Origin of the sequence: Pseudomonas sp. St29, from assembly GCF_001547915.1 — a bacterium.
Classification (GTDB): domain Bacteria; phylum Pseudomonadota; class Gammaproteobacteria; order Pseudomonadales; family Pseudomonadaceae; genus Aquipseudomonas.
Genome location: NZ_AP014628.1, coordinates 5,592,876 through 5,616,593 on the forward strand (window position 1 = coordinate 5,592,876; position 23,718 = coordinate 5,616,593).

Genomic DNA, 23,718 nt, shown 5'->3' on the forward strand with positions numbered 1-23,718 from the left:
CTCGGGTCAGCGCGTCTGGAATACGGCAAGATTCTTCGGCAGGCGGCGCATCACTTCCACTGCAGAAAGAGCTGCCGAATTATGCAGATTGCGAAAAAAATTTCAACCTGCTTTTATGATTGTTTTGCCAAGGAAGTACCCGATGGACTACCGCCAGCTGGGCCGAACCGACCTTAACGTCAGCGCAATTTGCCTGGGCACCATGACCTGGGGCGAACAGAATACCGAGGCTGAAGCCTTCGCTCAGATCGAGCGAGCCAAACACGCCGGAATCAACTTCATCGACACCGCCGAGATGTACCCGGTGCCCCCCAAGGCCGACACCTACGCCACCACCGAGCGCTATATCGGCAACTGGTTCAAGCAACGCGGCGACCGTGCCGACTGGATCCTGGCCAGCAAGATCGCCGGCCCCGGCAACACCATCGACTACATCCGCGACAAACAACTCAAGCACAACCGCAAACACATAATCGAAGCCGTGGATGCCAGCCTCAAGCGCTTGCAGACCGACTGGATCGACCTTTATCAGTTGCACTGGCCCGAGCGCAGCACCAACTTCTTCGGTCAACTGGGCTACAAGCACCAGGCCGACGAAGACTTCACCCCGCTGGAAGAAACCCTCGAAGCCCTGGACGAACAGGTCAAGGCCGGCAAGATCCGCCATATCGGCCTGTCCAATGAAACGCCCTGGGGCACCATGAAGTTCCTCGCCCTGGCCGAGAGCCGTGGCTGGCCTCGCGCAGTCTCGATCCAGAACCCCTACAACCTGCTCAACCGCAGCTTTGAAGTGGGCCTGGCGGAAATCGCCATTCGCGAACAATGCGGCCTGTTGGCCTACTCTCCATTGGCCTTTGGCTACCTGTCCGGCAAATACGAAGGCGGCGCCCGGCCAGCCAAGGCTCGACTGAGCCTCTATAGCCGCTTCAGCCGCTACTTCAATCCTCAGTCGGAAGCGGCCTGCAGCCGTTACGTCGCCCTGGCCCGCGAACACGGACTGGATCCAGCGCAAATGGCCCTGGCCTTCGTCAATCAGCAGCCCTTCGTGACCAGCAACATCATCGGCGCCACGACCCTGGACCAGCTGGACAGCAACATCGCCAGTGCCGAATTGAAATTGTCGGAAGAAGTCCTGGCCGGTATCGAGGCGATTCACAAGGACCACCCCAACCCCGCCCCTTAAACACTTCAGCAGCTGGCTTGCCGGCGAATGTGCGTCGCCCATTCGCCGGCAAGCCCATGGCTACAGTGAGCGGGCGATGATTTCCTTCATGATCTCGTTGGTCCCGGCATAAATGCGCTGTACCCGGGCATCGGCCCAGGCCCGGGCTACCGGGTACTCCCACATAAAGCCGTAGCCGCCGTGCAACTGCACGCACTCATCAAGCACCTTGCACTGCAGATCGGTGCCCCAGTACTTGGCCATCGCCGCCGTTGGCACATCGAGCTTGCCTTGCAGATGCAACTCCAGGCAGCGATCGACAAACACCCGGCCAATCTGGATTTCGGTGGCCATCTCCGCCAATTTGAAACGGGTGTTCTGGAAGTCGGCAATCGCCTTGCCGAAAGCCTTGCGTTCACGGGTGTAGTCCAGGGTCCATTGCAGCGCCGCCTCCGCGCTGGCCAGACCGCCAATGGCGACCGTCAGGCGCTCCTGAGGCAACTCCTGCATCAGATAGGCGAACCCCATTCCAGCCTGTCCCAGCAGATTTTCCTTGGGCACGCGCACATCCTGGAAAAACAACTCCGAAGTGTCCTGAGCCTTCATCCCGACCTTTTCCAGACGCTTGCCCTTGGAGAACCCCGGCGTATCGGCCTCCACCAGAAACAGGCTGGTGCCCTTGGCCCCGGCCTTGGGATCGGTCTTGGCCACCACAATCACCAGATCCGCCAGATAGCCGTTGGTGATGAAGGTCTTGGAGCCGTTGATCACATACTCGTCGCCATCGAGCACCGCCGTGGTCTTCACCCCTTGCAGGTCGGAACCGGCACCCGGCTCGGTCATGGCGATGGCCGTCACCATTTCCCCCGACACCAGACGGGGCAGGTATTGGCGTTTCAGCGCCTCACTGCCGTAATGCAGGATGTAGGGCGCAACAATGTCCGAATGCAGAGAGAAACCAATGCCCGTCAGCCCCAGCCGACCGATCTCCTCGATCACCACCGCACTGTAGAGAAAATCCGCACCCAGGCCGCCGTACTCCTCGGGAATATGTGAGCACAGCATCCCCGCCTCCCCGGCCTTGCTCCACAACTGGCGGTCGATATAGCCCTGTTTTTCCCACTCACCATGGAAAGGCACAGCCTCTTTTTCAAGGAACGTACGCACGCTGTCACGGAAGAGCTCGTGCTCGGAACTGAACAAGGTTCTAGGGATCATGCAGGCACCTGTGATGTTTATTGATCATGGGTTGGCTGCCAGAGCCTAAGGCCAGCCACCTGCACAGGACACTGGACACATCCGACAAAAAATAAGACGATCCAGCCGTCTGGTGACCACTTTCCCCTATAAGAACAATTGAATTATGTCTAACCAAACCTCCACGCCCTTGCGGCGCGTCAGCATCCTGGCCATCGACCGGGTTTTCGCCTCCACCCTCATGCAAGCCAAGGATTTCTTCCATCTGGCCAGCCTGCGCTATGGCAAACAACTGGGCCAAGGCCTGACCCCGGCCTTCGAAACCCGCCTGGTCAGTCCCGACGGCCAGCCGGTTTGCAGCTTCAGCAACGTGATCATGCCGGTGGATGGCCCGCTGGAAGACACAGACGTGATCATCCTCCCTGCGTTCTGGGACGACTTCGACACCCTGTGCCAGCGTTATCCACAGATACTGCCCTGGCTGCGGGCCCAGCACGCCCGCGGTGCCGTGCTCTGCGGCGAGGCCACCGGCGTGTTCTGGCTGGCCGAAGCCGGGCTGCTCAACGGCAAGGAAGCCACCACCTACTGGCGCTTCTTCAGCGCCTTCAGCGAACGCTTCCCCCAGGTCCAGCTCAATCAGGACAAGCACCTGACCGACGCCGACAACCTCTACTGCGCCGGCGGCACGACCTCGGCCTGCGACCTGTACATCTACCTGATCGAACGCTTCTGCGGCGCCAACGTAGCCCAGGCCGTGGCTCGGGACATCCTCTACGAAGTGCAACGCAACTACGCCCCCGGACGCATCGGCTTTGGCGGCCAGAAGCTGCACCAGGACGTGATCATCCTGCAGATCCAGCACTGGCTCGAAGAGCACTTCGCCGACAAGTTCCGCTTCGAAGACGTGGCCCGCGAGCATGGCATGAGCATTCGCAACTTCATGCGCCGCTTCCAGACCGCCACCGGCGACAAGCCTCTGCATTACCTGCAGCGGCTGCGTATCGAAACCGCCAAGGGCCTGCTCTCGGGAACACGCAAGAGCATCAAGACCATCAGCTACGAAGTCGGCTACGACGACGCCAGCTTCTTTGCCCGCCTGTTCCGCCAGCACACCGAACTCTCACCCAACCAGTACCGCCAGCAGTTCCAGCAACAGGCGGCATAAAAAAAGGGCCTGCAATGCAGGCCCTTGTTCATTTGGCGACGCTTACGGCTTGTGTGCCCGCGACAGAAACTCGTGGGACTGCATCTCCAGCAACCGGCTGAGGGTTCGCTGGAACTCGAACGTCAGGCGTCCACCGGTGTACAGATCCTTGAGTTCAACCTCGGCAGAGATGATCAGCTTGACGTTACGGTCATAGAACTCGTCGACCATATTGATAAAGCGCCGGGCAATGTCGTCGGTGGTCACGCTCATCTGCTCCACGCCGCTGAGCAGCACCGCATGGAAGATCTTGCCCAGTTCGATGTAATCGTTCTGGCTGCGGGGACCGTCGCACAGCTCGCGGAAATCGAACCAGGCCACATCATCACAGGTACGCAGGGCACGAATTTCCCGGTTCTCGATGATCAACACATCGTTTTCCACCGCCTGAGTGCATTCAGGGGTCAGCGCCCGGAAGCTCTTGCGCAGGCTTTCGTGAGCCGCTTCATTCAGGGGGTAATGAAACAGCTCGGCCTGTTCCAGATGCCGCAGACGGTAGTCGACACCGCTGTCGACGTTGACGATCTCGGTGTTCTGCTTGATCAGGGCAATGGCCGGCAGGAAACGCGCACGCTGCAAGCCATCCTTGTACAGACCGTCCGGAACGATGTTCGAGGTGGCGACCAGGGTCACGCCATTCTTGAACAGCTCTTCCATCAGGGTGCCGAGGATCATCGCATCGGTAATGTCGGAGACGAAGAACTCGTCGAAGCAGATCACCCGCGCCTCTTGGGAGAAGCGTTTGGCGATGATGGTCAGCGGATTCTTCTCGCCGCCCAGGGTCTTCATCTCTTCGTGGACGCGCTTCATAAAGCGGTGAAAGTGCGTGCGAACCTTTTCCTTGAACGGCAGGGCCTCGAAGAAGGTATCCACCAGATAGGTCTTGCCGCGCCCCACTCCCCCCCAGAAATACAGGCCCTTGACCGGCACCTGATCCTTCTTGCCGAACAGCTTGCCGAGCAGCCCCGGCTTGTTTTGCTCGGCTGCAATCAGATCGTCGTACAGACGCTGCAGATGACGCACAGCGGTTTCCTGTGCCGCGTCATGAAAGAAGTCCGGGCGTTTCAGATCTGCTTGGTATCGTTCTAGGGGCGTCATAATTCGTTAGCAAGGCAACAAAAACGGGCCGTCACTTTAGCGACGGCCCTGGGGAATGGCAATCAGCCCTTGGTCGGGAAGATTCCGATTAGTCCTGCGCCGGGGTCAGCGCAATCCGCAGTGCATCTATTGCTGCATCACGCGCGGCAGCGTCGGCGAACTCAGGGCTGTCAGCCACACAGGCGCCATCGAGCCAGACGCTGAAACTGCCGGCTTCGCTGCGCAGATCCAGCGCCTGCCCGGACTGCAGCTGTTTGCTCGCCACACCGGCCGCCTTGCCATCGGCGAAATGGCGCGACAGCAGTAACTGCTCGCCATCGGCAGACAGCAGGCGGAAACGGAAACTGCCATCGTCTTCACGGAAGCTGATGAAGCGCGCAGCCTTGGCGGCCTTTTTCTTGGTCGTGGCGGCAACCTGCACCTGGCTGGCAAAGGAGCGCAGGCCTACGGCCTCACGCAACTCGGCGAGGAACGGCGTGGCCACGGCACGGGCCTTGACGGCGCCGGCACGCAGAATGTCTTCCAGGTCCGACGGGCGAGCGATCAGTTGGTGGTAACGCTCGCGGGCTTCGCCCAGCTCGGCGTCCAGCAATTGGAACAGGCGGTTCTTGGCTTCTCCCCAACCCAGGCCCTGAAGCAATTCCGCGCGGAACTCGGCAGCCTGCGCCGGGGTGGAGAAGGCCTGGAACAGGGTGAACAAATGAGCGTTGTCCGGATCCTTGGCCTCGCCCGGCGCCTTGGAGTCAGTGACGATCCGCGAGATCGCGTCCTTCATCTCCTTGGCGCTGGTGAACAACGGAATGGTGTTGTCGTAGCTCTTGGACATCTTGCGGCCATCGAGACCTGGCAAGGTGGCAACGCTTTCCTCGATCAGCGCCTCGGGCATGGTGAAGAACTCCTTGCCCTGGCCGAACAGGTGGTTGAAACGCTGGCCGATATCACGGGCCATCTCCACGTGCTGGATCTGATCCCTGCCCACCGGCACCTTGTGAGCGTTGAACATCAGGATGTCCGCGGCCATCAGCACCGGGTAGCTGTACAACCCCATGGTAATGCCGGCGTCCGGGTCTTCACCGGCTTCCAGGTTCTTGTCCACCGAGGCCTTGTAGGCATGCGCGCGATTGAGCAGCCCCTTGGCCGCGACACAGGTCAGCAACCAGGTCAGTTCCGGGATTTCCGGAATGTCCGACTGGCGATAGAAAGTCACGCGCTCCACATCCAGGCCACCGGCCAACCAGGTGGCCGCAATCTCCTGACGCGAACGCTGGATGCGCAACGGGTCGTCGCACTTGATCAGCGCGTGGTAGTCGGCCAGGAAGTAGAAGGAGTCGGCATTGCTGTCGCGACTGGCAAGGATCGCCGGGCGAATCGCGCCGGCATAGTTGCCCAGGTGCGGGGTGCCGGTGGTGGTGATGCCGGTGAGGATACGCGTACGAGTAGTCATGGGTAATCGCTTATCAGACTGCTATCAATTCGAAAGTCGCGGCAGCACCAGATCCTTGAGATCGGTGAGCTTGCCATGAAAAAAGTGTCCGCATTCTGCCACTTTCAGCAGCTCATGGGGGCGAACAAGCGCGTCAGACCAGTCGTAGACCGCCTGCGGGTCGATGACTTCATCGGTTTCCGGCTGGATCAGGGTCAGCGGGCAGTTCTCCGGCAACTGATCGCTGTCCCGCAGCCGGGTCACCGCCGCCGCCACCATGAACAGATGCTTGAGCCGCACGCCCTGGGCTTCCAGGCGTCCACCCAGGGTGGCGGCGACGAAGCCTCCGAAGGAAAAACCCAGCAGCGTCAATGGCAATCCCGGGTGCCGGGCCAGTAACCACTGAGCGGCGGCCTGGGCGTCATCGACTTCGCCACTGCCCATGTCGTGACTGCCCTCACTGGCGCCCACGCCCCGATAGTTGAAGCGCAAGGTAGTGAGCCCGGCATCCCGCGCGGTGCGCTGCAAGGTGGACACCACCTTGTTGAGCATGGTGCCACCCTGCACCGGATTGGGGTGACAGATCAGCGCCACGCCGCGAGCGTCGGGCACCTCCAGATACAGGGCTTCCAGTTGGCCCACAGGGCCGTCAATCACTACAGGGGTTTCACGCATTAGCAAGGAAGGAACTCCGTGACCTCGAAGGGGGTCGACTCGTCTAGCAAATGGTCTGTGCCAATCTATTGCGAGTGAATCGCGGTATACAGCGCAGGTTCGAGCCGTTAACGTAAAGCAAAGCCGTTTATAGAGGAAGGACTCGTGGAACACTCGCTCTTAGTTTGGTTGTTGCCGACTCTTGCCCTGGTCGCGGGTGTCGCCATTGGATTCCTGGTTGCTCGCCTGCTGCCCAATGCCGCGCCTAACCGCACGCAGCGTCAGTTGGACGATATTCAGGAACGTTTCGACAATTATCAGAACGAAGTGGTCACCCACTTCAACAGCACCGCCACCCTGGTGAAAAAGCTCACCCAGAGCTATCAGGAAGTGCAGGACCATCTCGCCGAGGGCGCCAACCGTCTGGCCCTGGACGAACTGACCCGCCAACGCCTGCTGGCCGCCCTGCACTCGGAGTCGGTGCAGGCTCCTCGTGAACGCCTGACACCACCACGGGACCAAGAGCCGCCACGGGACTACGCGCCAAAGACGCCGAATGCCCCCGGCATGCTCGACGAGCATTACGGCCTGAAGAAGTAATACGCCTCAGCCATTAAAAAGCCCGCCCGATTTGCATCGGGCGGGCTTTTTTGTGCCTGGGGTTCAGCCAGTTTGCTCTTAGTACTGCTGACCTTGCTGCTGGTAAGGCTGCTGGTACTGCTGGTTCGGCTGTTGATACTGCTGACCCGGAATCGCCTTGAGGTTGACCTCTACCCGACGGTTCTGCGCACGACCATTGACGTCGGCGTTGCTGGCGATCGGGTTGTCCGGACCAGCACCGCGAGCGGACAGGTTGGCACTGCTCACGCCCTGGGACGTCAGGTAGGTCGCGACGCTCTGGGCACGACGCTGGGACAGGTCCATGTTGTGCTGGCGGCTGCCGGTGCTGTCGGTGTAGCCGACGATCTCGATCTGGTTCTGGTTGAACTCGCGCAGGGAGTTGGCCAGGTTGTTCAGCGGCTGATAGAAGCTGGGAGCGATGTTCGCCGAGTCGGTGGCGAAGGTGATGTTGCCGGGCATGATCAGCTTGATCTGATCACCCTGGCGCTGCACTTCAACCCCTGTATTGGCCATGCTGGCGCGCAGTTTCTTCTCCTGCTGGTCGGCGTAGTAACCGTAACCGGCAGCAGACGCACCCACCACGGCGGCACCGATCAGCGCCCCCTTGCCACGGTTGTTGTGGTCGATGGCGGCACCGGCCAAAGCACCGGCCAGGGCACCCAGGCCACCGTATTTTGCAGTTTTGCTCATGCCCGACGAGCCGCCGTCGGCCTGCCCCTGATTGTCATAGGGGTTAGGCGAAGCGCAGCCGGACAACAAGGCCACAGCAGTAGCGACAACAATCAAACGACGCGAGGTGAACATGGAAAGCTCCTACTTTTTGCATTCTGTGGTGCAGCGGACGTTGGCAACAGACCTGTGCTGGCGTTGGAACACGCGAAACGGCAAAAATTCCGTGAGCAACAGAGCAAATCCTCAGGCTCTCACGAACGGATTCTGACGCATTTCATCCCCCAGGCGGGTGTCTGGACCGTGCCCGGCCACCACTGTGGCGTCTTCGTCGAGGGTATACAGACGCTGCTTGATTGAACGCACCAGGGTGGCTTGATCGCCGCCCCACAAGTCCGTGCGTCCGACGCCGCGCTTGAACAGTGTGTCGCCGGCAATCAGAAGCTTAGCTTCAGAAAACCAAAAGCTCATGGAACCCGGGGTATGCCCGGGGGTATGCAAGGCTACGCCGCATCCACAAGCCAACTCTTCCTCGTGATCCAGCCAGCGATCCGGTGACGGCACCGGGGTAAAGGGCACGCCGAACATGCTGCATTGCATCTCCAGGTTGTCCCAGAGGAACTGATCGTCCTTGTGCAGGTGCAAGGTGGCGCCGGTCTTTTCCTTCATCTGCCCCGAGGCCAGGAAATGGTCCAGATGAGCATGGGTATGAATGATGCTCACCACCTTCAGCCCCAGGGCCTCGAGGCGAGCCATGATCAAGTCCGGATTGCCGCCCGGATCGACCACAATGGCTTTCTTGGTCAGCGGGTCGCCGATGATGGTGCAGTTGCACTGCAACGGACCGACGGGGAAGGTCTCGCGGATCAGGCTGGGGGTAACGGCGCTCATGGCAAGGCTCCAGAAAAAACGATCGGCTATTCTGGCACAGCTCGCCGCCCCTGCTGACTCAGAACCTCAGTTGCAGCGTCTCTTCGCCTTCCAGCGCCAGCAGATACCGTTTGGCCTGCAGCCCACCGGCAAAACCGGTCAGGCTTCCCGAAGCGCCGATCACTCGATGACAGGGAGCAACAATCGAAATCGGGTTCCGGCCATTGGCCGCCCCTACTGCCCGTACCGCCTTGGGGTGGCCGATCTGTCGGGCGATCTGGCCATAGCTGCGGGTTTCACCGAATGGAATGGTCAACAGCGCCTGCCAGACCTGGCACTGGAACTCGGTGCCGGCAAAATCCAGCTCCAGCTCGAAACGCTCACGGCTACCGGCAAAGTACTCTTGCAACTGACGCTCGGTTTCCCGCAACAGCGGATGATCGGCCGCTTCCTGCAATGGCCCGAGACGAACCCGATTCTGCCGTTCATGCTCCCAGAGAATCGCCGCCAACTTGCTGCCTCTGGCGACCAGTGTCAGTTGGCCAACAGGGGACGCCATCAATTTGAATACGCAGGACATCTCAGCTCTCCTTCAGTCCGCCAGTGGAGTCGGGCGGGCCTGTCACGCTTGCCGCACCGTTCTCTCGATAGCCTGCACTGTAAAGGGAGATTCAAGCGCAAAAACCACGTTTCTTGCGTTTGAATCTCATGGCGCATGACTCCGCGCACCGAGCCTGCCCGAGGCTAGTCGTCCTCATCCACCAGGTAACAATTGTCACTGCTGCTGCGATGTCCATGGGGATCGACGATAAAGGCTCCGCGGCCCTGGCCGCATTCGAGCAAGCGCACCGGCGCCAGCTCGCGCTGACTGTCGATCTGCGCGTTCAGGCGTACGATATACACCCCAAGGGAAATCGATACACAAAGAATCAGCACCAGACACCCCACCAACTGATCGGTGTAACGGGCGCCGGTGTCATCAGAAAGCACTGGCGACATAACCCGCCCCTATTGGCGCCTTGCCTTGCCCAATCACCAGCCAACTCAATGGACCACCCTGCCCCAGGCGCACCAGAGGCCCCCTGGAGGGCAATACACAGGCCATCAGGACCAGGACAATCATGAGCAGCAAGATACCTTTGACCACTGAAGACACGTTCATGGCAGATAGCGCTCCGGATGAGTTGATCCCCAGCTTAGGCCGGGGCGGGTTAACACTGGGTAAACATCGGTAGAACCCCATCCGACTCCGCTATCCTTCCTCCCCTGAGCGCCAAGGGTCCAGGGGGACATACCCGTGCATATCAACCTGCTGCTGGTCGAGGACAACCTCGATCTGGCCAATACCGTCATCGAATACCTGGAAATCAGCGGCATCGTCTGCGACCACGCCAGCAACGGCCAGACCGGTCTTAACCTGGCTCTGGGCCAGCACTACGACGTGATACTCCTCGACATCATGCTGCCGCGACTGGACGGCCAGCAGCTGTGCCAACAGTTGCGCCAGCAAGGCAGCCAGACGCCGATCCTGATGCTCACTTCACTGGACGCCCTTTCCGACAAGCTCGCCAGCTTTGCCGCCGGGGCCGACGACTACCTGGTCAAACCCTTCGAGCTGGCGGAACTGGTAGCCCGCATCCGCGCCCTGAGCATGCGCCGCAGCGGTCAGGCCAGCCGCCTGCAAGTGGCCGACCTGGTCATGGAGCTGTCCACCCGCAAGGTCAGCCGCGCAGGCCAGGAACTGCACCTGTCGCCCATTTGCTGGACCTTGCTGGAATGCCTGATGCGCGCCAGCCCGGAACCCGTGACCCGGGAGCGCCTGGAAGCGACCATCTGGGGCGATGAACCGCCGGACAGCAATACCCTCAAGGTGCACATGCACCGGCTGCGCAAGACCGTGGACAAATCCTTCGGCCAACCGCTGATCCACACCATCCCCGGAATTGGCATACAGATGAGGTCACATGCGTAACGGCCTGGGTCTGAAATGGGTGATCAGTGGCAGCTTCCTGCTGCTGATCGGCGTCGTCTTGCTGATCTACAGCCTGCTGCTGCCCGAATACAGCGTGCGTGGCCTGCTCTACACCGCCAGCGCCATGATGGAAGAAGAAGCCCAGTACTTCGCCAGGCACTACAAGAAGGATCCGAACACCCCGCCGCCGCACAACTACTTCTATACCAGCGTGATCGGCAAAGAAGCCCTGCCGGAGAAAATCCGTCAGCTACTGGACACTCCGCCGAGCCTGTCCTTCGGCGCGCTGCAGGCCTTCGGCGACCTGGACTCCGATGACGAGGATGAAGGGCGGGCGGTCCTGGCCCAGCCCCTCAGCGACGGCAAGACCCTGTACATGTTCGACGTCGACCACGACAAGGAAGAAGGCGGCGAAGTGGAGACGCCACTGTCCGACGCCTACATCGAGCGCCAGTTGCGCGGCGTCAACCTCATCAGCCTGGCGGTGTTCGTCCCGGCGCTGATCATCATTGTCCTGCTGGTCTGGTGGCTGGTAAGGCCCCTGGAGCGCCTGGCCCAGTGGTCCTCGACCCTCAAGGATGCGGACGCGGTCTCCGGCCAGCGGCCTAATTTCGGTTTCAAGGAGTTCAACGTGCTCGCCGATGCCCTGGCCCAAAGCGTGCAGCAGGTGCAGGCCGCCAGCCTGCGCGAAGGCCGCCTGCTGCGCTACACCAGCCATGAACTGCGTACCCCACTGGCGGTGCTCAAGGCCAATATCGAACTGCTGACCCTGCAATCCGGCGGTGTCCTGCCGCCGCCCCTGCAACGCATCGAGCGCTCGGTATTGAACATGCAGCGCATCGCCGAAACCTTGCTGTGGATGAGCCGGGAACTGCCGGAACCCTTGCCCGAGGAGCCCATCGACATGAGCGGCCTGGTCACCGAACTGATCGAGGAACACCGCTACCTGATCGGCACACGGGATATCGAGCTGCTGCTGGACATCAGCAGTACCCCTTGCCGCCTGCCCCTCACCGCCTGCCGCATCGTGGTGGGCAACTTCCTGCGCAATGCCTTGCAATATGCCGATGAAGGCAGCGTGGAAATCAGTTTTAGGTATCCGCAATTGCATATTGTCAATCGCATCAGAGAAACTAAACCGACGGAAGCGTCCAGTGACTTCGGCTACGGTCTTGGATTGGAACTGATGCGCCAACTGTGCGCCAAATTAGGCTGGCATATCGAAGTCATTGTCGAGCAACAACATTTTAGCGTCACCCTAGAGTTCGTTGAGGCGCTGGCTAGTACTCCTCCACCAAAGGAGAGTCAGGAAAACAACCGCAGCCCAAATAACTGAAAGCCAAAAAACACAAAAGCTGACCTATTGACTTATTGGATAAGCATTCAGAGCATAATTTTGACGCCAAAAAATAGTATCAAAACGATATCAAGTAGATAATTTATGATGCAAAATTACCGCCTGTAGCGGTCACACTGGGATGGACCGCTGTTAGTTCAGGTCCTGAAAATGCCTTCTCCACTCACTTCTTCCTCCAGTTGGTCACTGCAACAACTCACCGGCAATCCTTACCTCGACAGCCTCCTGGCTGGTACGGCGTGGGGATCCAGTGAGTGGAGCAACAGCATTTTCACCACTCGGCTGAGCTACAGCTTCATCACACCATTCCAGTCAGTGTTCGCCCGCAACTATTCCAGTGACAACGAGTACACGGCCAGCTATGCCCTGACCGCCCAGCAGAAGATCGCTGTAACTGAAACGCTGGGTAAATGGTCGGCAATAGCCAATATTCAGTTCACCCTGGTGCCTGAAACTCCAAACAATGTGGGTGATCTGCGTTTTGGCGGCTACTCCTACATGGATGACGACGCTGCGGCCTGGGCATACTTTCCCGCCCGCTCGCCAAATGCTGGGGATGTATGGATCGGTCCCTCCACCAATAGCGATATGCCAGTCAAAGGCACTTATGACTACATGACGTTCATGCATGAGATTGGCCATGCTTTGGGCCTCAAGCATCCATTCAGTGTCAGCAGTAGCAACAGCACGATCCTAGCGCCCGAACTGGATGATGTGCGCTTCACCCTGATGAGCTACAACAACGCCTATTCCTACGAGCCCACCACGCCAATGCTCTTGGATATCCTGGCGATACAACGCCTATATGGCGCCAACAAGTTATGGCAAAGCGGCAACACCACCTATCAGTGGGCCGCAGATCAATCTGTTTTCGAGACCATATGGGACAGCGGCGGCATCGATACAATCAACGCCAGCAATCAATTGACCGCAGTAAGCATTGATCTCAATGAAGGTCACTTCAGCACCATCGGCAAAGCTTTTGTCGACCTGAAGAACCAGACGCTGGTCAACAACGGGCTGGCGATAGCCTATGGCAGCCAAATTGAAAATGCGGTGGGATCTGCCAATGACGACACTCTGATCGGCAATACGCTGAACAATGTACTGGACGGTGGCGCTGGCAAGGACACGATGATCGGTGGACTGGGCAACGACACCTACATTGTCGACAACATTGGCGATGTAGTGACTGAGACCAGTGCGCTGGCAAGCGAAATAGACACCATCCTGTCCTCCGTTAGTTTCACCCTTGGGGCCAATCTAGAAGTACTGACCCTGACCGGAAAAGACAATATCGATGGGGTTGGCAATGAACTCGACAATCGCATCAGCGGGAACGCTGGTAACAACCTATTGGATGGAGGTGCAGGAGCCGACATTCTGGTCGGCGGCACCGGCAACGACACCTATGTGGTCGACGACGTGCGTGACGTCATCATCGAGACCAGTGCCCTGGCCAGCGAAATCGACACGGTCCGCTCCTCGGTCAACTGGACCCTGGGTGCCAACCTGGAAGACCTCACCCTAACCGGCAATGCCAACCTCAATGGCACTGGCAACGCACTGAACAATCTACTCATCGGCAATGATGGTAATAATCAACTCAGCGGTGGCGCAGGCAATGACCAATTACAAGGCGGAGCCGGCAACGACTACCTCGACGGCGGTGCCGGGATCGACACCCTGACCGGCGGTACGGGCGATGACACCTACATCGTCGACAACAGCGCCGACAAGGTCATCGAACTCGATGGCGAAGGCTACGACCGGGTGCAAACCTCCGTCAGCTACACCCTGAGTGCCAATGTCGAAGACGGCCAGTTGATGGGCGCTGGCGCAATCAACCTGACCGGCAACGACACCAAAAACACCCTCGTCGGCAACAGTGCCGCCAATATCCTCGATGGCAAAGGTGGTGCCGACATCCTCGACGGCGGGGCCGGCAACGACACTTATTATGTCGACGACATCGGCGACACCATCATCGAGCGTGGCACCTCACTGAGCGAGATCGACAACGTCTTCTCCACGGTGAACTGGACCCTGGGCGATAACCTGGAAAACCTCACCCTGTTGGGCAGTGCCAACCTCAACGGCACCGGCAACGGCTTGAACAACCGCATCACCGGCAACGCAGGCGACAACTTCCTCGATGGCGGCGCAGGCATCGACACTCTGATCGGTGGCACCGGCAACGACACCTATGTGGTCGACGACGTGCGTGACGTCATCATCGAGACCAGCGCCCTGGCCAGCGAAATCGATACGGTCCGCTCCTCGGTCAACTGGTCCCTGGGCGCCAACCTGGAAAACCTTACCTTGACCGGCAGCGCCAACCTCAATGGCACCGGCAATACCCTGAACAACGTACTGACCGGTAACGATGGCAACAACACCCTCAACGGTGGCACCGGGATCGATACCCTGATCGGAGGTAAGGGAGATGACACTTATATCCTCGACCAATCCGCTGAATTGAACCTGCTGCAAGAACTCGCGGATGAAGGCGTCGATACGCTGAACATTACCTATGCCGCGACCACGCAAAACAGCACTGTTGACCTGAGTCAGAGCAACCTGCGGGACATCGAGAACGCCACACTGATAGGAGCCGGCACCTTCAGCCTGGTTGGCAATGATCTGGATAACCGCCTGATCGGTAATGCCTATAACAACACGCTCCAGGGCGGAGCCGGCAACGACTACCTCGACGGCGGTGCCGGGATCGACACCCTGACCGGCGGTACGGGCGATGACACCTACATCGTCGACAACAGCGCCGACAAGGTCATCGAACTCGATGGCGAAGGCTACGACCGGGTGCAAACCTCCGTCAGCTACACCCTGAGTGCCAATGTCGAAGACGGCCAGTTGATGGGCGCTGGCGCAATCAACCTGACCGGCAACGACACCAAAAACACCCTCGTCGGCAACAGTGCCGCCAATATCCTCGATGGCAAAGGTGGTGCCGACATCCTCGACGGCGGGGCCGGCAACGACACTTATTATGTCGACGACATCGGCGACACCATCATCGAGCGTGGCACCTCACTGAGCGAGATCGACAACGTCTTCTCCACGGTGAACTGGACCCTGGGCGATAACCTGGAAAACCTCACCCTGTTGGGCAGTGCCAACCTCAACGGCACCGGCAACGGCTTGAACAACCGCATCACCGGCAACGCAGGCGACAACTTCCTCGATGGCGGCGCAGGCATCGACACTCTGATCGGTGGCACCGGCAACGACACCTATGTGGTCGACGACGTGCGTGACGTCATCATCGAGACCAGCGCCCTGGCCAGCGAAATCGATACGGTCCGCTCCTCGGTCAACTGGTCCCTGGGCGCCAACCTGGAAAACCTTACCCTGACTGGCAGCGCCAACCTCAATGGCACCGGCAATACCCTGAACAACGTACTGACCGGTAACGATGGCAACAACATCCTCAACGGTGGTACCGGCAATGACCAGCTCGATGGGGGCGCTGGCGATGATGTGCTGATTGGAGGACAGGGCAGCGATACCTTAACAGGTGGCAACGGTGCCGACCGCTTTGTCTTCAACTTGTTGAGCGAGCTGGGTAAAGGCAATGCTCGCGATGTGATCACTGATTTCAGCAGCGCCCAAGGCGACAAAATCGACCTGTCACAGTTGGATGCCAACGTCCTTGTCGCGGGAGTCAACAAGTTCACTTTTATCGACGCCAACGACTTTACCGCAGCCGGCCAACTACGCTTTGTCGATCATGTGCTGTACGGCAACATCAATGGCAACTTGGACGCGGATTTCGAGATCCAGCTGTTGGGAGTTAACAGCTTCAGTGCCAATGATCTGGTGGCCTGAATCTGAAGCACAATCCTCACAAGGTTGAAGACTCACCAATAGACAACGCCCCGACACCTGTCGGGGCGCCCGCCCTGTTATGACACGCGCCCTCTAGCCCTCTCCACTCAACCAAACCGATTCAAGTTCGAACATCCCATCGCACCTCGACGAAAGTATCCGTTGAGCAGACCCAAGCCGAAGAAGCAAAGAAAAAAATGCTCTCTACCGATGAAAAATCTAGCTAGCTCCTGCGCCAGAGCTTGTGAGTATTGTTGCAAGATAAAGAAAACTCACGCCCTGAGAGAGCTGGTGCACAACTTGCTAACTTTCAGCTGGGAGAGACTCTAGTCAGGCGCGGAACAGAGCCAATCCCCCCGCGCCAAGGCAAAGAACGAGGTTCGCTGTGGCCACCTACAATCTGCGTCAACTCAAGTACTTCATCACCACCGTCGAGTGCGGCAGCGTTGCCGAGGCGTCGCGCAAGCTGTATATCGCCCAACCGTCGATCTCCACTGCCATCAAGGGCCTGGAGGACAGCTTCGGTGTGCAGTTGCTGATTCGTCATCACGCCCTGGGCGTGTCCCTGACCCCAAGCGGTGCACGCTTCTATCGCAAGGCCCAGGAACTGCTGCGCATGGCCAAGGAGTTCGAACAGAACGCCCTGGCCGACAATGATGTGGTGTCCGGACAGATCGACATCGGCTGCTTTGAAACCGTGGCCCCGCTGTACCTGCCGCAGTTAATCGCCGGTTTCAGCGCGCTCTATCCCGGCGTGGAGATTCGCATCCGTGACGGCGAGCAACAGGAACTGGTGCAAGGCCTGACCGGGGGCGCCTTCGACCTGGTGATCCTGTATGAACATGAGTTGGACGGCACCATCGAAACCGAGCCGCTGATGCCGGCGCAACGCCCCTATGTGCTGCTGCCGGCCGATCATCGCTACGCCCAGCAAGCCCAGGTTTCACTGCGCGACCTGAGCCTGGAACCGATGATCCTGCTGGATGTGCAACCCAGCCGGACCTACTTTGTCAGCCTGTTCGAGGAGTTGGGGCTCACCCCGCAGATCGCCTTCAGCTCGCCCTCCATCGAGATGGTGCGGGGCATGGTCGGCCAGGGCTTCGGCTTTTCGATCCTGGTGACCCGCCCCCACTCCCAGTGCTCCTACGACGGCAAACCGGTGGTGTGCGTGGATATCGTCGAGGACGTGACCGGCTCAGGCCTGGTCGCCGCCTGGCTCAAGCGTGGCCAGTTGACCAAGCCGGCGCGCCTGTTTGCCGACTACTGCAAGGAACACCTGGCCCGTTGAGCGCACCTTGCCGCCGACTCGCCCCTCGCCCGGGCGCCTAGCCCAGCAGCCCCAGCTCCTGGGCCCGGGCCACTGCCTGGGTACGGCGCTCCACCCCCAGCTTGCTGTTGATATGGCTGGCATGGGTCTTGACCGTGTGCAGGGAGATGAACAGTCGCTCACTGATCTCCTGGTTGGAACAGCCCTGAGCGATCAGTTGCAGCACCGACAACTCCCTGGAACTCAAGGATTCGCTGGGGACCGCCGTTTCGGGAAGCTCCCGGGGTGCGGCGGGCAAGCGCTCCAGCAGCGCCTGGGTCAAGGCGGTCGGTGCGCCCTGCTGCAACTGCTCGCGCATCCAGCCGGGATGCTGTGCAATCAGCCCCTCGAAAGGCTGCAATGCGCCCCCGACGGCGGCCTCCAGGGCCTGGAACAAATCCTGGTGGGCCTCGGGGCCACGCCCGAGCCCCAGCAGCAACTGAGCCTTCTGGGTCAGGGCCATCACGCTCAACAATTGCCGGCCGCTCTGCCGACCATGCTCCACCAGCCGCCGCAAACGCTGCTCGGCCCTGGCAGCGTCGCCCTTGATGGTGTCCAGCCGGGCCTGCTGCAGCTCGATATGCAACGGCAGTTGCGGGTGAAACTCAGGCGGTGCCGCCGCCTGTTCGCCGGTGTAGGTCTGGCCCAGGCGGCCAAGCCAGGCCTCGGCCAGGTCGGTGCGTCCCTGAGCCAGCCACAGTTCGCATTTCACCAGGGTGATCATTGCCAGGTAGTAGATCGGCGGCACGTCCCAGATGTGCATCAGGCGCTCGGCTTCGGCGAGTTCGGCAAAGGCCCGGGCAAACTCGCCTCGCAGCCCCTCCTGCTTGGCGATCACGCAGTGGGCGATCAACACGCTGATATCGCGACAGGCCCGGGCCTCCACCAGCCCGGCCTGCAGACGCAGCAGACCGGTTTCAGGCTGGGCCCGCAGCGTCAACAGATAGCCTTCATACAGGGTCAGCCGGGCCCGCACCGCGTACAGTCGCTGAGCCGACAGCCCCTGCAGCCGGCGCAGCCCCTGGTGCACCTCCTCCTGCGCTCTGAGCACCTCGCCCCGCGCCTGCAGGACCCGGGCCCGATCGTAATGGGCCAGGGCCTCGAACAGCGGATTGCCGACCCGCTGTGCCAGCTCCAGGGATTCGCGATTGAGACTGCGGGCGCGCCACAGATCAGCGTCGGTAATCGCCAGGTTGGACAGGGTCGACAGGCACATCAGGCGTTGCCCGTAACGCTTGTGCGGCAGGCTCTCAAGAGCTTCACCACAATAGGCCAGGGTTCTTTCCCGCTGCCCGCGACCACGGGCGATGATCCCGCTCAGGGCCAGCCATTGCGCCAGCATCGACTTCTGCGCGGTGGCCGAAGGCGCCGGCAAGAAACGACTCAAGTGATCGGCCAGCTCTTCCGCGGCATCCAGTTGGCAGGCCAGGCCCAGGGCCCAGCTGTAAAGCACGATCAGGCGCGGCGTGCTGATCAACAGGCTGTCGGGCAGGTCCATCTTCCAGCGCAGCAGCATGCCGACATTCTGCTCCGCCAGCAGTTGCTCCTCCGACAGGTTCTGCACCAGGTTGGCCGCCACATCCAGGTGCCCGGCACGCAGCGCCTGCTCCACCGCTTCATCCAGCAGCCCCTGGGCATTGAACCAGCGACAGGCCCGCAGATGCAGAGTGGCAGCCGGCACCAGGGCATTGGCCGTGGGGCGGGTGCGCAACAGATCGGAAAACAGGTGGTGATAGCGATACCAGTGTCCGTGTTCGTCCAGCGGCACCAGGAACACCTGGTGGGCCTGCAGAAACCCGAGGATTTCCGCACTGTCATGGGCCTCGCGCAGGGCATCGCAGAGTTCGGCGCAAAAACGCTCCTGGGGCGCCGTGTCATAAAGGAACGCCTGGACTTCGGCGGGCAGACAGTCGATCACTTCCTCCAGCAGGTAGTCACGGATCAGCCCTTCGCCCCCATGCAGCCCCTGGGGCAAGGTGCCCAGCGCACCGGCCTCGGACGCCGCCAGCAGCCAGAAACGCAGCCCGGCAACCCAGCCCTCGCTGCGCTGAATCAGGCTTTCCAGAGCCTCGCCACGCAAGGCGCTGCTGTGCCGATCCAACAGGCTCAGGGATTCGTCATGGGTCAGGCGCAAATCCTGTTCATTGAGTTCCAGCAACTGTCGCGACAGCCGCAGCCGCGCCAGATGCCAGTCCGGGCGCTGGCGACTGGTGACCAGCACCACCAGGCCATCGGGCAGGTGATTGAGAAAAAACTGCAGGCAGCGATCCAGCACCGGCCCCTGGGCCAGGTGGTAGTCATCCAGCACCAGGAGCAGCGGCGAGCTACCGGACAGGTGCTGCGCCAACTCGTCCAGCAGGCCGTCGAGCCACTCTTCAAAGGCGAAGGGCTGATGGCGCTGGCGCATTTTCAACAGCCCGAGAGACTGCCGGCCCAGTTGGGGAAAATACTGCTGCAAGCCTGCCAGCAGACGCTCGAGGAAGCGTCCGGGATCGCTGTCCCGACGGCTCAACCCCAGCCACAGGCTCTGCCAGTTTCCCGGCAAGCCCTGGCAGAACTCCACCGCCAACGAGCTCTTGCCGAATCCGGCCGGCGCGCTGACCAACAACAACCGCCCCTTCAACCCGGCGCTCAAGCGTTCGCAAAGACGCGGCCGCTGCACGTATCCCTCGGGCAAAGGGGGTCGATAGAAACGCCCTTCCAACGCGGGAATCACCGCGCTGGCAGACCGTTGAAGGGAGGACAGCTCAGTCATGGCCAACTCTTGTTGATGTAGGGTTGTCGGCGTAGCAGATGCCCGCAGACTAGCGGTAAAAAGCGACCTGTTGAAGATTTTTGCGACCATTCGGGTAAAAAAGACTATGTCCAAATGGGTCAGATATATCTGACTGATCAGTCGATATTTCAGTTATTTATTAAGCAACTTACTAATTCACTTGGAGAAAACCAGCCTAGCCCACCTGGATTGATGTGCACTTCCCCAAGGGCAAGATTTTTCAGGCAAAAAAAAGCCCCGAACCGGTCGGGGCAATTTCCGAGGATGCGGCCTCTATTTGCAGCGGATCAGCGAACCCCGTCCTGACGCAGGGCGGCTGGGGTGAAATCGCTGGTGGTCGCGGTGAAGCCGAAGTCGTACGCCTGCTTCTCTTCGTTCTTCATGCCCAGCGCCAGGTAGCGGCCGGACTGCAGGTCGTAGAGGGTTTCCAGGGCGTACCACGGCACTTGCTTGTCGTAGTAGTTCTCGGCATGGGCCTCGGCCACGCGCCACAGTTGGCCACGGCCGTCGTAGTGGTCGATCACCGCCGCCTGCCAGGTGTCCTCGTCGATGTAGAAGTCACGCTTGGCGTAGATGTGGCGCTGGCCTTCCTTCAGGGTCGCGACCACATGCCAGACCCGACGCAGCTCGTAGCGAGCCAGATCCTGGTTGATGTGCCCGGCCTTGATGATGTCGGCGTATTTCAGGCTCGGCGAATCGAGCTTGTAGCTGTCGGAGGCGATGTACATCTCCTTCTTGCCTTCCAGCTTCCAGTCGTAGCGATCCGGAGCACCGTTGTACATGTCCAGGTTGTCCGAGGTGCGCAGGCCGTCTGCGGCGGTACCCGGGCCGTCATAGGACACTTGCGGTGCACGACGCACACGCCGCTGACCCGCATTGTAGACCCAGGCCGAACGCGGTTCCTTCACCTGGTCGAGGGTTTCGTGAACCAGCAGCACACCACCAGCCAGACGCGCCGGGGCGGTCACTTTCTGCTTGAAGTAGAACAGGATGTTGCCCGGGTTTTTCGGGTCGTAGTCCTTCATCTTGTCGCGGAACACGAACTGGTCCTGGAAGTACACCAGGCTGTAGGAGCCGTTGGCCTGTGGCGTGGCCTGGGTCACCAGGCGGGTCACGCTGCCGCCGCGATAGCGGGTGATGTGGTTCCAGATCACTTCCACGCCGCTTTTCGGGATCGGGAACGGAATCGCGGTTTCGAAGTTCTCCAGGCCGTTGCCGCCGGACACCAGGTTGGTTTTGGTGGCGTTGCGTTTGATCGCGGCGAACACGTCAGCCGGCACGGTAGCCCCGCGATGGGACGGGTAGACCGGCATCTTGAAGGTTTCCGGGTAGCGCTTGAACATCGCGTACTGCCCCGGTGCCAGCTTGTCCTTGTACTGCTCGACATTCTGCGCGGTGATGGTGAACAGCGGTTGCTCGCTGCCGTACGGGTTGGACAGGAAACCCTTGCTGTCCACGGTGCCGGCATTGGTCGCCAGCGGCTTCCAGGCCGGAATGGTGCCGGCGGCGTTGCCGGCCATTTCCGCGCCCATCGGCGTCAGGCTGGTGCCCAGCTTGGCGGCTTCATCGGCCGAGACCGCGGCCATGACCCCGGTGGCCAGCAGTGACAGTCCCAGCACACCGACGTGCAACAGACTCTTGGTGATGTTCATAGTGTCGTTCTTCCTGAAAATGCAGTGTGCTTAGAAGTTCACGCCAACGCTCAAGGCGAGGAAATCCCGGTCATCCACGGTGCTGAAGTCGCCACCAAAGAAGTTGGTGTAGGCCAGGCTCGCGGTGTAGGTGTTCTGGTACTCGGCATCCAACCCCAGGCTGATGGCCTTGCGACCTTCCTCGAAGTTGCCGCCAGGACCTGGCGAGTAACCCTTGACGTCATGGGACCAGGCCACGTTGGGCTTGAGGTTCACACCGGCGAACACATCCGGGTATTCCCAGATGGCCCGGCCGCGGTAGCCCCAGGAAGTGGCGGTGGTGAAGCCGTCGTTGTTGCAGTTGGTGTTCAGGCCACTGGAGTTGGCCAGACCTGCGCCTGTAGCGATGGAAGAGGCAAGTGCTGAGCAGGCCCCTCCAGGCAACTCTCCCGACCCCTTAACCGGATCACGGCCGTAACGGACATTTGACTTGCTTTCCAAACCGCCCACGTAGGTAACACCGAGTTCCCCCACAAGGGTCAAGCGGCTGGCTCCCATGACCTGATCGAAAAAGTGAGTGAAAGTAGTCTGGAACTGAGTGATCTCTTTACGACGGTAGCCGTGCAGGTCCTGCCCAGGAACACCATTCAACAATGAAGCATTGCCCAGCACTGGACCGCCCAAGGGACGTACACCGGCAAACAGGATATCGGTGGAGTTCAGTTGCACTGGAGCATTAGGCCGGTAGCTCAATTCGCCACTCCAAGCAGTCCCCGTAGGCAATGTCGTGGAGAAGCTCAAGCCGTACAGACGAATATCCTCCGGATACTCGACGAAGTAGTTGGAATTACCTGCCACGATCAAAGGAGCCAACGCGCCGAACAAACGCGCCCGGTCGTAAACGCTTTGTGGCGCCCCGGTCGCACTGAAAATTGGCGCCCGGCTGTGATAGTTCATGAAGTAAGCGCCGAACTCGGTATCCAGCGGCTCGTAGTTGTAGTGGAAGGCCACGCCGAACTGGCCACTGTCACGGGCATCACGATCCGCACCACGGCGGACTAGAACACCTTCGTTGTTGATATCCACGCCTTGTGCCTGCAGGGCTGGCAAAAAAGCACCAGGAATGGTCGAGCGCTTGTTCAACACCCGCAGGTTGTTGTCGCAACCATCGGAAATGATGTCTGGCTGCGAGAAGAAGGTGCCGCAGTTATCGGTAACGGTCTGGTCCCATTCCAGCTGGTAGAAAGCCTCGGCCGACAGGTTTTCGGTCAAGGTCTGAGAGACATAGAACATGTTGACCGGAATCAGGCCTTCCTTGATCTCGGCACCTGGGCGGCGAAACGCTGAAACGTCGATCGGGTTGATCGAGTTGATGCCGCCGCCAATGAAAGTACTTTCGCCCCAGCTCACTACCTGCTTGCCGAAACGCACCGAACCCGGCTCATCGGCAATGGAGTAGTTGTGATAGACGAAGGCGTCGAGGATCTGCCCACCGGAAGACTTGGCGCCTTCCTTGCGGTTGTTGTCGCTGATGTTCTTGAAGTCCAGGTCTTCGTCTTTGAGCTTGAAGTCATACCAGTACTTGCCACGAACAAACACACCGGTATCGCCGTACTTCAACTCCAGGTCATGGATGCCCTTGAAGATCTTCGAAAAGGTCTGGCCCTTGTTGAAGTTCAAGTGGCCGTCATCGGAGGTCTGTGACAGGCCCTTGCCACCGTTGTTGGCCCCGATCAGATCTCGGTTGCGCTCCGCTGTGGACCAACTGGCCCCCACCGACAGGGACGAATCGAAGCTGCCTTCGATTTCACCGATGTTGAAGCTGACGCCGAATGCCGGCCCGGCGAGCGTGGAGGCGAGACCGACGGCCAGGGGCAGTTTTGCCCGGCGCCAGAACTGGTTTGCTGATGTCATCGACGCTACTCCATG

General features: G+C 60.0%; 18 protein-coding genes. 7 read left to right on the plus strand and 11 right to left on the minus strand.

Features of this window, described 5'->3' with window-relative positions; all coding sequences use genetic code 11:
- Positions 1-142 precede the first annotated feature (142 nt).
- Entirely contained in the window at positions 143-1,183 is a 1,041-nt protein-coding gene (locus PST29_RS24835; protein ID WP_060844577.1) for an NADP(H)-dependent aldo-keto reductase, read from the plus strand.
- A 60-nt stretch (positions 1,184-1,243) separates the two neighbouring features.
- Here the strand turns inward: PST29_RS24835 and PST29_RS24840 are convergent, their stop codons facing one another.
- Positions 1,244-2,380, minus strand: a complete 1,137-nt coding sequence (locus PST29_RS24840) for an acyl-CoA dehydrogenase family protein (RefSeq protein WP_060844578.1) — start codon at positions 2,378-2,380, stop codon at positions 1,244-1,246.
- A gap of 244 nt (positions 2,381-2,624) precedes the next feature.
- Here PST29_RS24840 and PST29_RS24845 point away from each other — a divergent pair, with 244 nt between their 5' ends.
- Positions 2,625-3,524 carry a GlxA family transcriptional regulator gene (locus tag PST29_RS24845; RefSeq protein WP_173655961.1) on the plus strand — a complete coding sequence of 300 codons (900 nt, stop codon included), beginning with the start codon at positions 2,625-2,627 and terminating at the stop codon, positions 3,522-3,524.
- Between the two features lie 42 nt (positions 3,525-3,566).
- Here PST29_RS24845 and zapE read toward each other — a convergent pair whose 3' ends face one another.
- The 3 genes from zapE to PST29_RS24860 all read right to left on the minus strand — a co-directional run bounded on the left by zapE (position 3,567) and on the right by PST29_RS24860 (position 6,759).
- Positions 3,567-4,661 carry a cell division protein ZapE gene (zapE, locus tag PST29_RS24850; protein ID WP_047306022.1) on the minus strand — a complete coding sequence of 365 codons (1,095 nt, stop codon included), beginning with the start codon at positions 4,659-4,661 and terminating at the stop codon, positions 3,567-3,569.
- Between the two features lie 88 nt (positions 4,662-4,749).
- Entirely contained in the window at positions 4,750-6,105 is a 1,356-nt protein-coding gene (locus tag PST29_RS24855) for a tryptophan--tRNA ligase (RefSeq protein WP_060844579.1), read from the minus strand.
- Between the two features lie 24 nt (positions 6,106-6,129).
- Positions 6,130-6,759 (minus strand): alpha/beta hydrolase, encoded by a 630-nt coding sequence (locus PST29_RS24860; protein ID WP_060844580.1) that lies wholly within the window; start codon positions 6,757-6,759, stop codon positions 6,130-6,132.
- Positions 6,760-6,903: 144 nt separating this feature from the next.
- Here PST29_RS24860 and PST29_RS24865 point away from each other — a divergent pair, with 144 nt between their 5' ends.
- Positions 6,904-7,338: a YhcB family protein gene (locus tag PST29_RS24865; RefSeq protein ID WP_060840980.1), complete on the plus strand. Its 435-nt coding sequence runs from the start codon at positions 6,904-6,906 to the stop codon at positions 7,336-7,338.
- A gap of 78 nt (positions 7,339-7,416) precedes the next feature.
- Here PST29_RS24865 and PST29_RS24870 read toward each other — a convergent pair whose 3' ends face one another.
- From PST29_RS24870 to PST29_RS24885, 4 genes are all read right to left on the minus strand, one after another.
- On the minus strand, positions 7,417-8,163 hold the full coding sequence (locus PST29_RS24870) for an OmpA family protein (RefSeq protein ID WP_047306025.1): 747 nt from the start codon (positions 8,161-8,163) through the stop codon (positions 7,417-7,419).
- Positions 8,164-8,274: 111 nt separating this feature from the next.
- On the minus strand, positions 8,275-8,919 hold the full coding sequence (locus tag PST29_RS24875) for an MBL fold metallo-hydrolase (RefSeq protein ID WP_060840981.1): 645 nt from the start codon (positions 8,917-8,919) through the stop codon (positions 8,275-8,277).
- 58 nt (positions 8,920-8,977) lie between these two features.
- On the minus strand, positions 8,978-9,478 hold the full coding sequence (locus tag PST29_RS24880; RefSeq protein WP_060840982.1) for a methylated-DNA--[protein]-cysteine S-methyltransferase: 501 nt from the start codon (positions 9,476-9,478) through the stop codon (positions 8,978-8,980).
- 164 nt (positions 9,479-9,642) lie between these two features.
- On the minus strand, positions 9,643-9,897 hold the full coding sequence (locus PST29_RS24885; RefSeq protein ID WP_060844581.1) for a hypothetical protein: 255 nt from the start codon (positions 9,895-9,897) through the stop codon (positions 9,643-9,645).
- A 298-nt stretch (positions 9,898-10,195) separates the two neighbouring features.
- Between PST29_RS24885 and PST29_RS24895 the strand changes: the two genes are divergently transcribed.
- From PST29_RS24895 to PST29_RS24910, 4 genes are all read left to right on the plus strand, one after another.
- Positions 10,196-10,870, plus strand: a complete 675-nt coding sequence (locus PST29_RS24895) for a response regulator transcription factor (RefSeq protein ID WP_060840984.1) — start codon at positions 10,196-10,198, stop codon at positions 10,868-10,870.
- Positions 10,863-12,206 (plus strand): sensor histidine kinase, encoded by a 1,344-nt coding sequence (locus tag PST29_RS24900; RefSeq protein ID WP_060844583.1) that lies wholly within the window; start codon positions 10,863-10,865, stop codon positions 12,204-12,206. The genes PST29_RS24895 and PST29_RS24900 overlap by 8 nt, the downstream gene beginning before the upstream one ends.
- A 171-nt stretch (positions 12,207-12,377) precedes the next feature.
- Positions 12,378-16,076, plus strand: a complete 3,699-nt coding sequence (locus PST29_RS32555; RefSeq protein ID WP_082729294.1) for a M10 family metallopeptidase — start codon at positions 12,378-12,380, stop codon at positions 16,074-16,076.
- Positions 16,077-16,461: 385 nt separating this feature from the next.
- A complete protein-coding gene (locus PST29_RS24910; RefSeq protein WP_060840986.1) occupies positions 16,462-17,364 on the plus strand; it encodes a LysR family transcriptional regulator in 903 nt (300 codons plus the stop codon).
- 37 nt (positions 17,365-17,401) lie between these two features.
- Here the strand turns inward: PST29_RS24910 and PST29_RS24915 are convergent, their stop codons facing one another.
- From PST29_RS24915 to PST29_RS24925, 3 genes are all read right to left on the minus strand, one after another.
- Positions 17,402-20,137: a LuxR C-terminal-related transcriptional regulator gene (locus tag PST29_RS24915; protein ID WP_060844585.1), complete on the minus strand. Its 2,736-nt coding sequence runs from the start codon at positions 20,135-20,137 to the stop codon at positions 17,402-17,404.
- A gap of 308 nt (positions 20,138-20,445) precedes the next feature.
- On the minus strand, positions 20,446-21,810 hold the full coding sequence (locus PST29_RS24920; RefSeq protein ID WP_060840988.1) for a DUF1329 domain-containing protein: 1,365 nt from the start codon (positions 21,808-21,810) through the stop codon (positions 20,446-20,448).
- 30 nt (positions 21,811-21,840) lie between these two features.
- A complete protein-coding gene (locus tag PST29_RS24925) occupies positions 21,841-23,703 on the minus strand; it encodes a DUF1302 domain-containing protein (protein ID WP_060844586.1) in 1,863 nt (620 codons plus the stop codon).
- Between the last annotated feature and the right edge of the window lie 15 nt (positions 23,704-23,718).

Excerpts from the sequence above, each read along its gene's own strand:
- PST29_RS24855 (WP_060844579.1), bottom strand. The coding sequence starts at position 6,105 with ATGACTACTCGTACGCGTATCCTCACCGGCATCACCACCACCGGCACC.
- PST29_RS24860 (WP_060844580.1), bottom strand. The coding sequence starts at position 6,759 with ATGCGTGAAACCCCTGTAGTGATTGACGGCCCTGTGGGCCAACTGGAA.
- PST29_RS24875 (WP_060840981.1), bottom strand. The coding sequence starts at position 8,919 with ATGAGCGCCGTTACCCCCAGCCTGATCCGCGAGACCTTCCCCGTCGGT.
- PST29_RS24925 (WP_060844586.1), bottom strand. The coding sequence starts at position 23,703 with ATGACATCAGCAAACCAGTTCTGGCGCCGGGCAAAACTGCCCCTGGCC.
- PST29_RS32555 (WP_082729294.1), top strand. The coding sequence starts at position 12,378 with ATGCCTTCTCCACTCACTTCTTCCTCCAGTTGGTCACTGCAACAACTC.
- PST29_RS24880 (WP_060840982.1), bottom strand. The coding sequence starts at position 9,478 with ATGTCCTGCGTATTCAAATTGATGGCGTCCCCTGTTGGCCAACTGACA.
- PST29_RS24920 (WP_060840988.1), bottom strand. The coding sequence starts at position 21,810 with ATGAACATCACCAAGAGTCTGTTGCACGTCGGTGTGCTGGGACTGTCA.
- PST29_RS24885 (WP_060844581.1), bottom strand. The coding sequence starts at position 9,897 with ATGTCGCCAGTGCTTTCTGATGACACCGGCGCCCGTTACACCGATCAG.
- zapE (WP_047306022.1), bottom strand. The coding sequence starts at position 4,661 with ATGACGCCCCTAGAACGATACCAAGCAGATCTGAAACGCCCGGACTTC.
- PST29_RS24870 (WP_047306025.1), bottom strand. The coding sequence starts at position 8,163 with ATGTTCACCTCGCGTCGTTTGATTGTTGTCGCTACTGCTGTGGCCTTG.
- PST29_RS24835 (WP_060844577.1), top strand. The coding sequence starts at position 143 with ATGGACTACCGCCAGCTGGGCCGAACCGACCTTAACGTCAGCGCAATT.
- PST29_RS24915 (WP_060844585.1), bottom strand. The coding sequence starts at position 20,137 with ATGACTGAGCTGTCCTCCCTTCAACGGTCTGCCAGCGCGGTGATTCCC.
- PST29_RS24900 (WP_060844583.1), top strand. The coding sequence starts at position 10,863 with ATGCGTAACGGCCTGGGTCTGAAATGGGTGATCAGTGGCAGCTTCCTG.
- PST29_RS24840 (WP_060844578.1), bottom strand. The coding sequence starts at position 2,380 with ATGATCCCTAGAACCTTGTTCAGTTCCGAGCACGAGCTCTTCCGTGAC.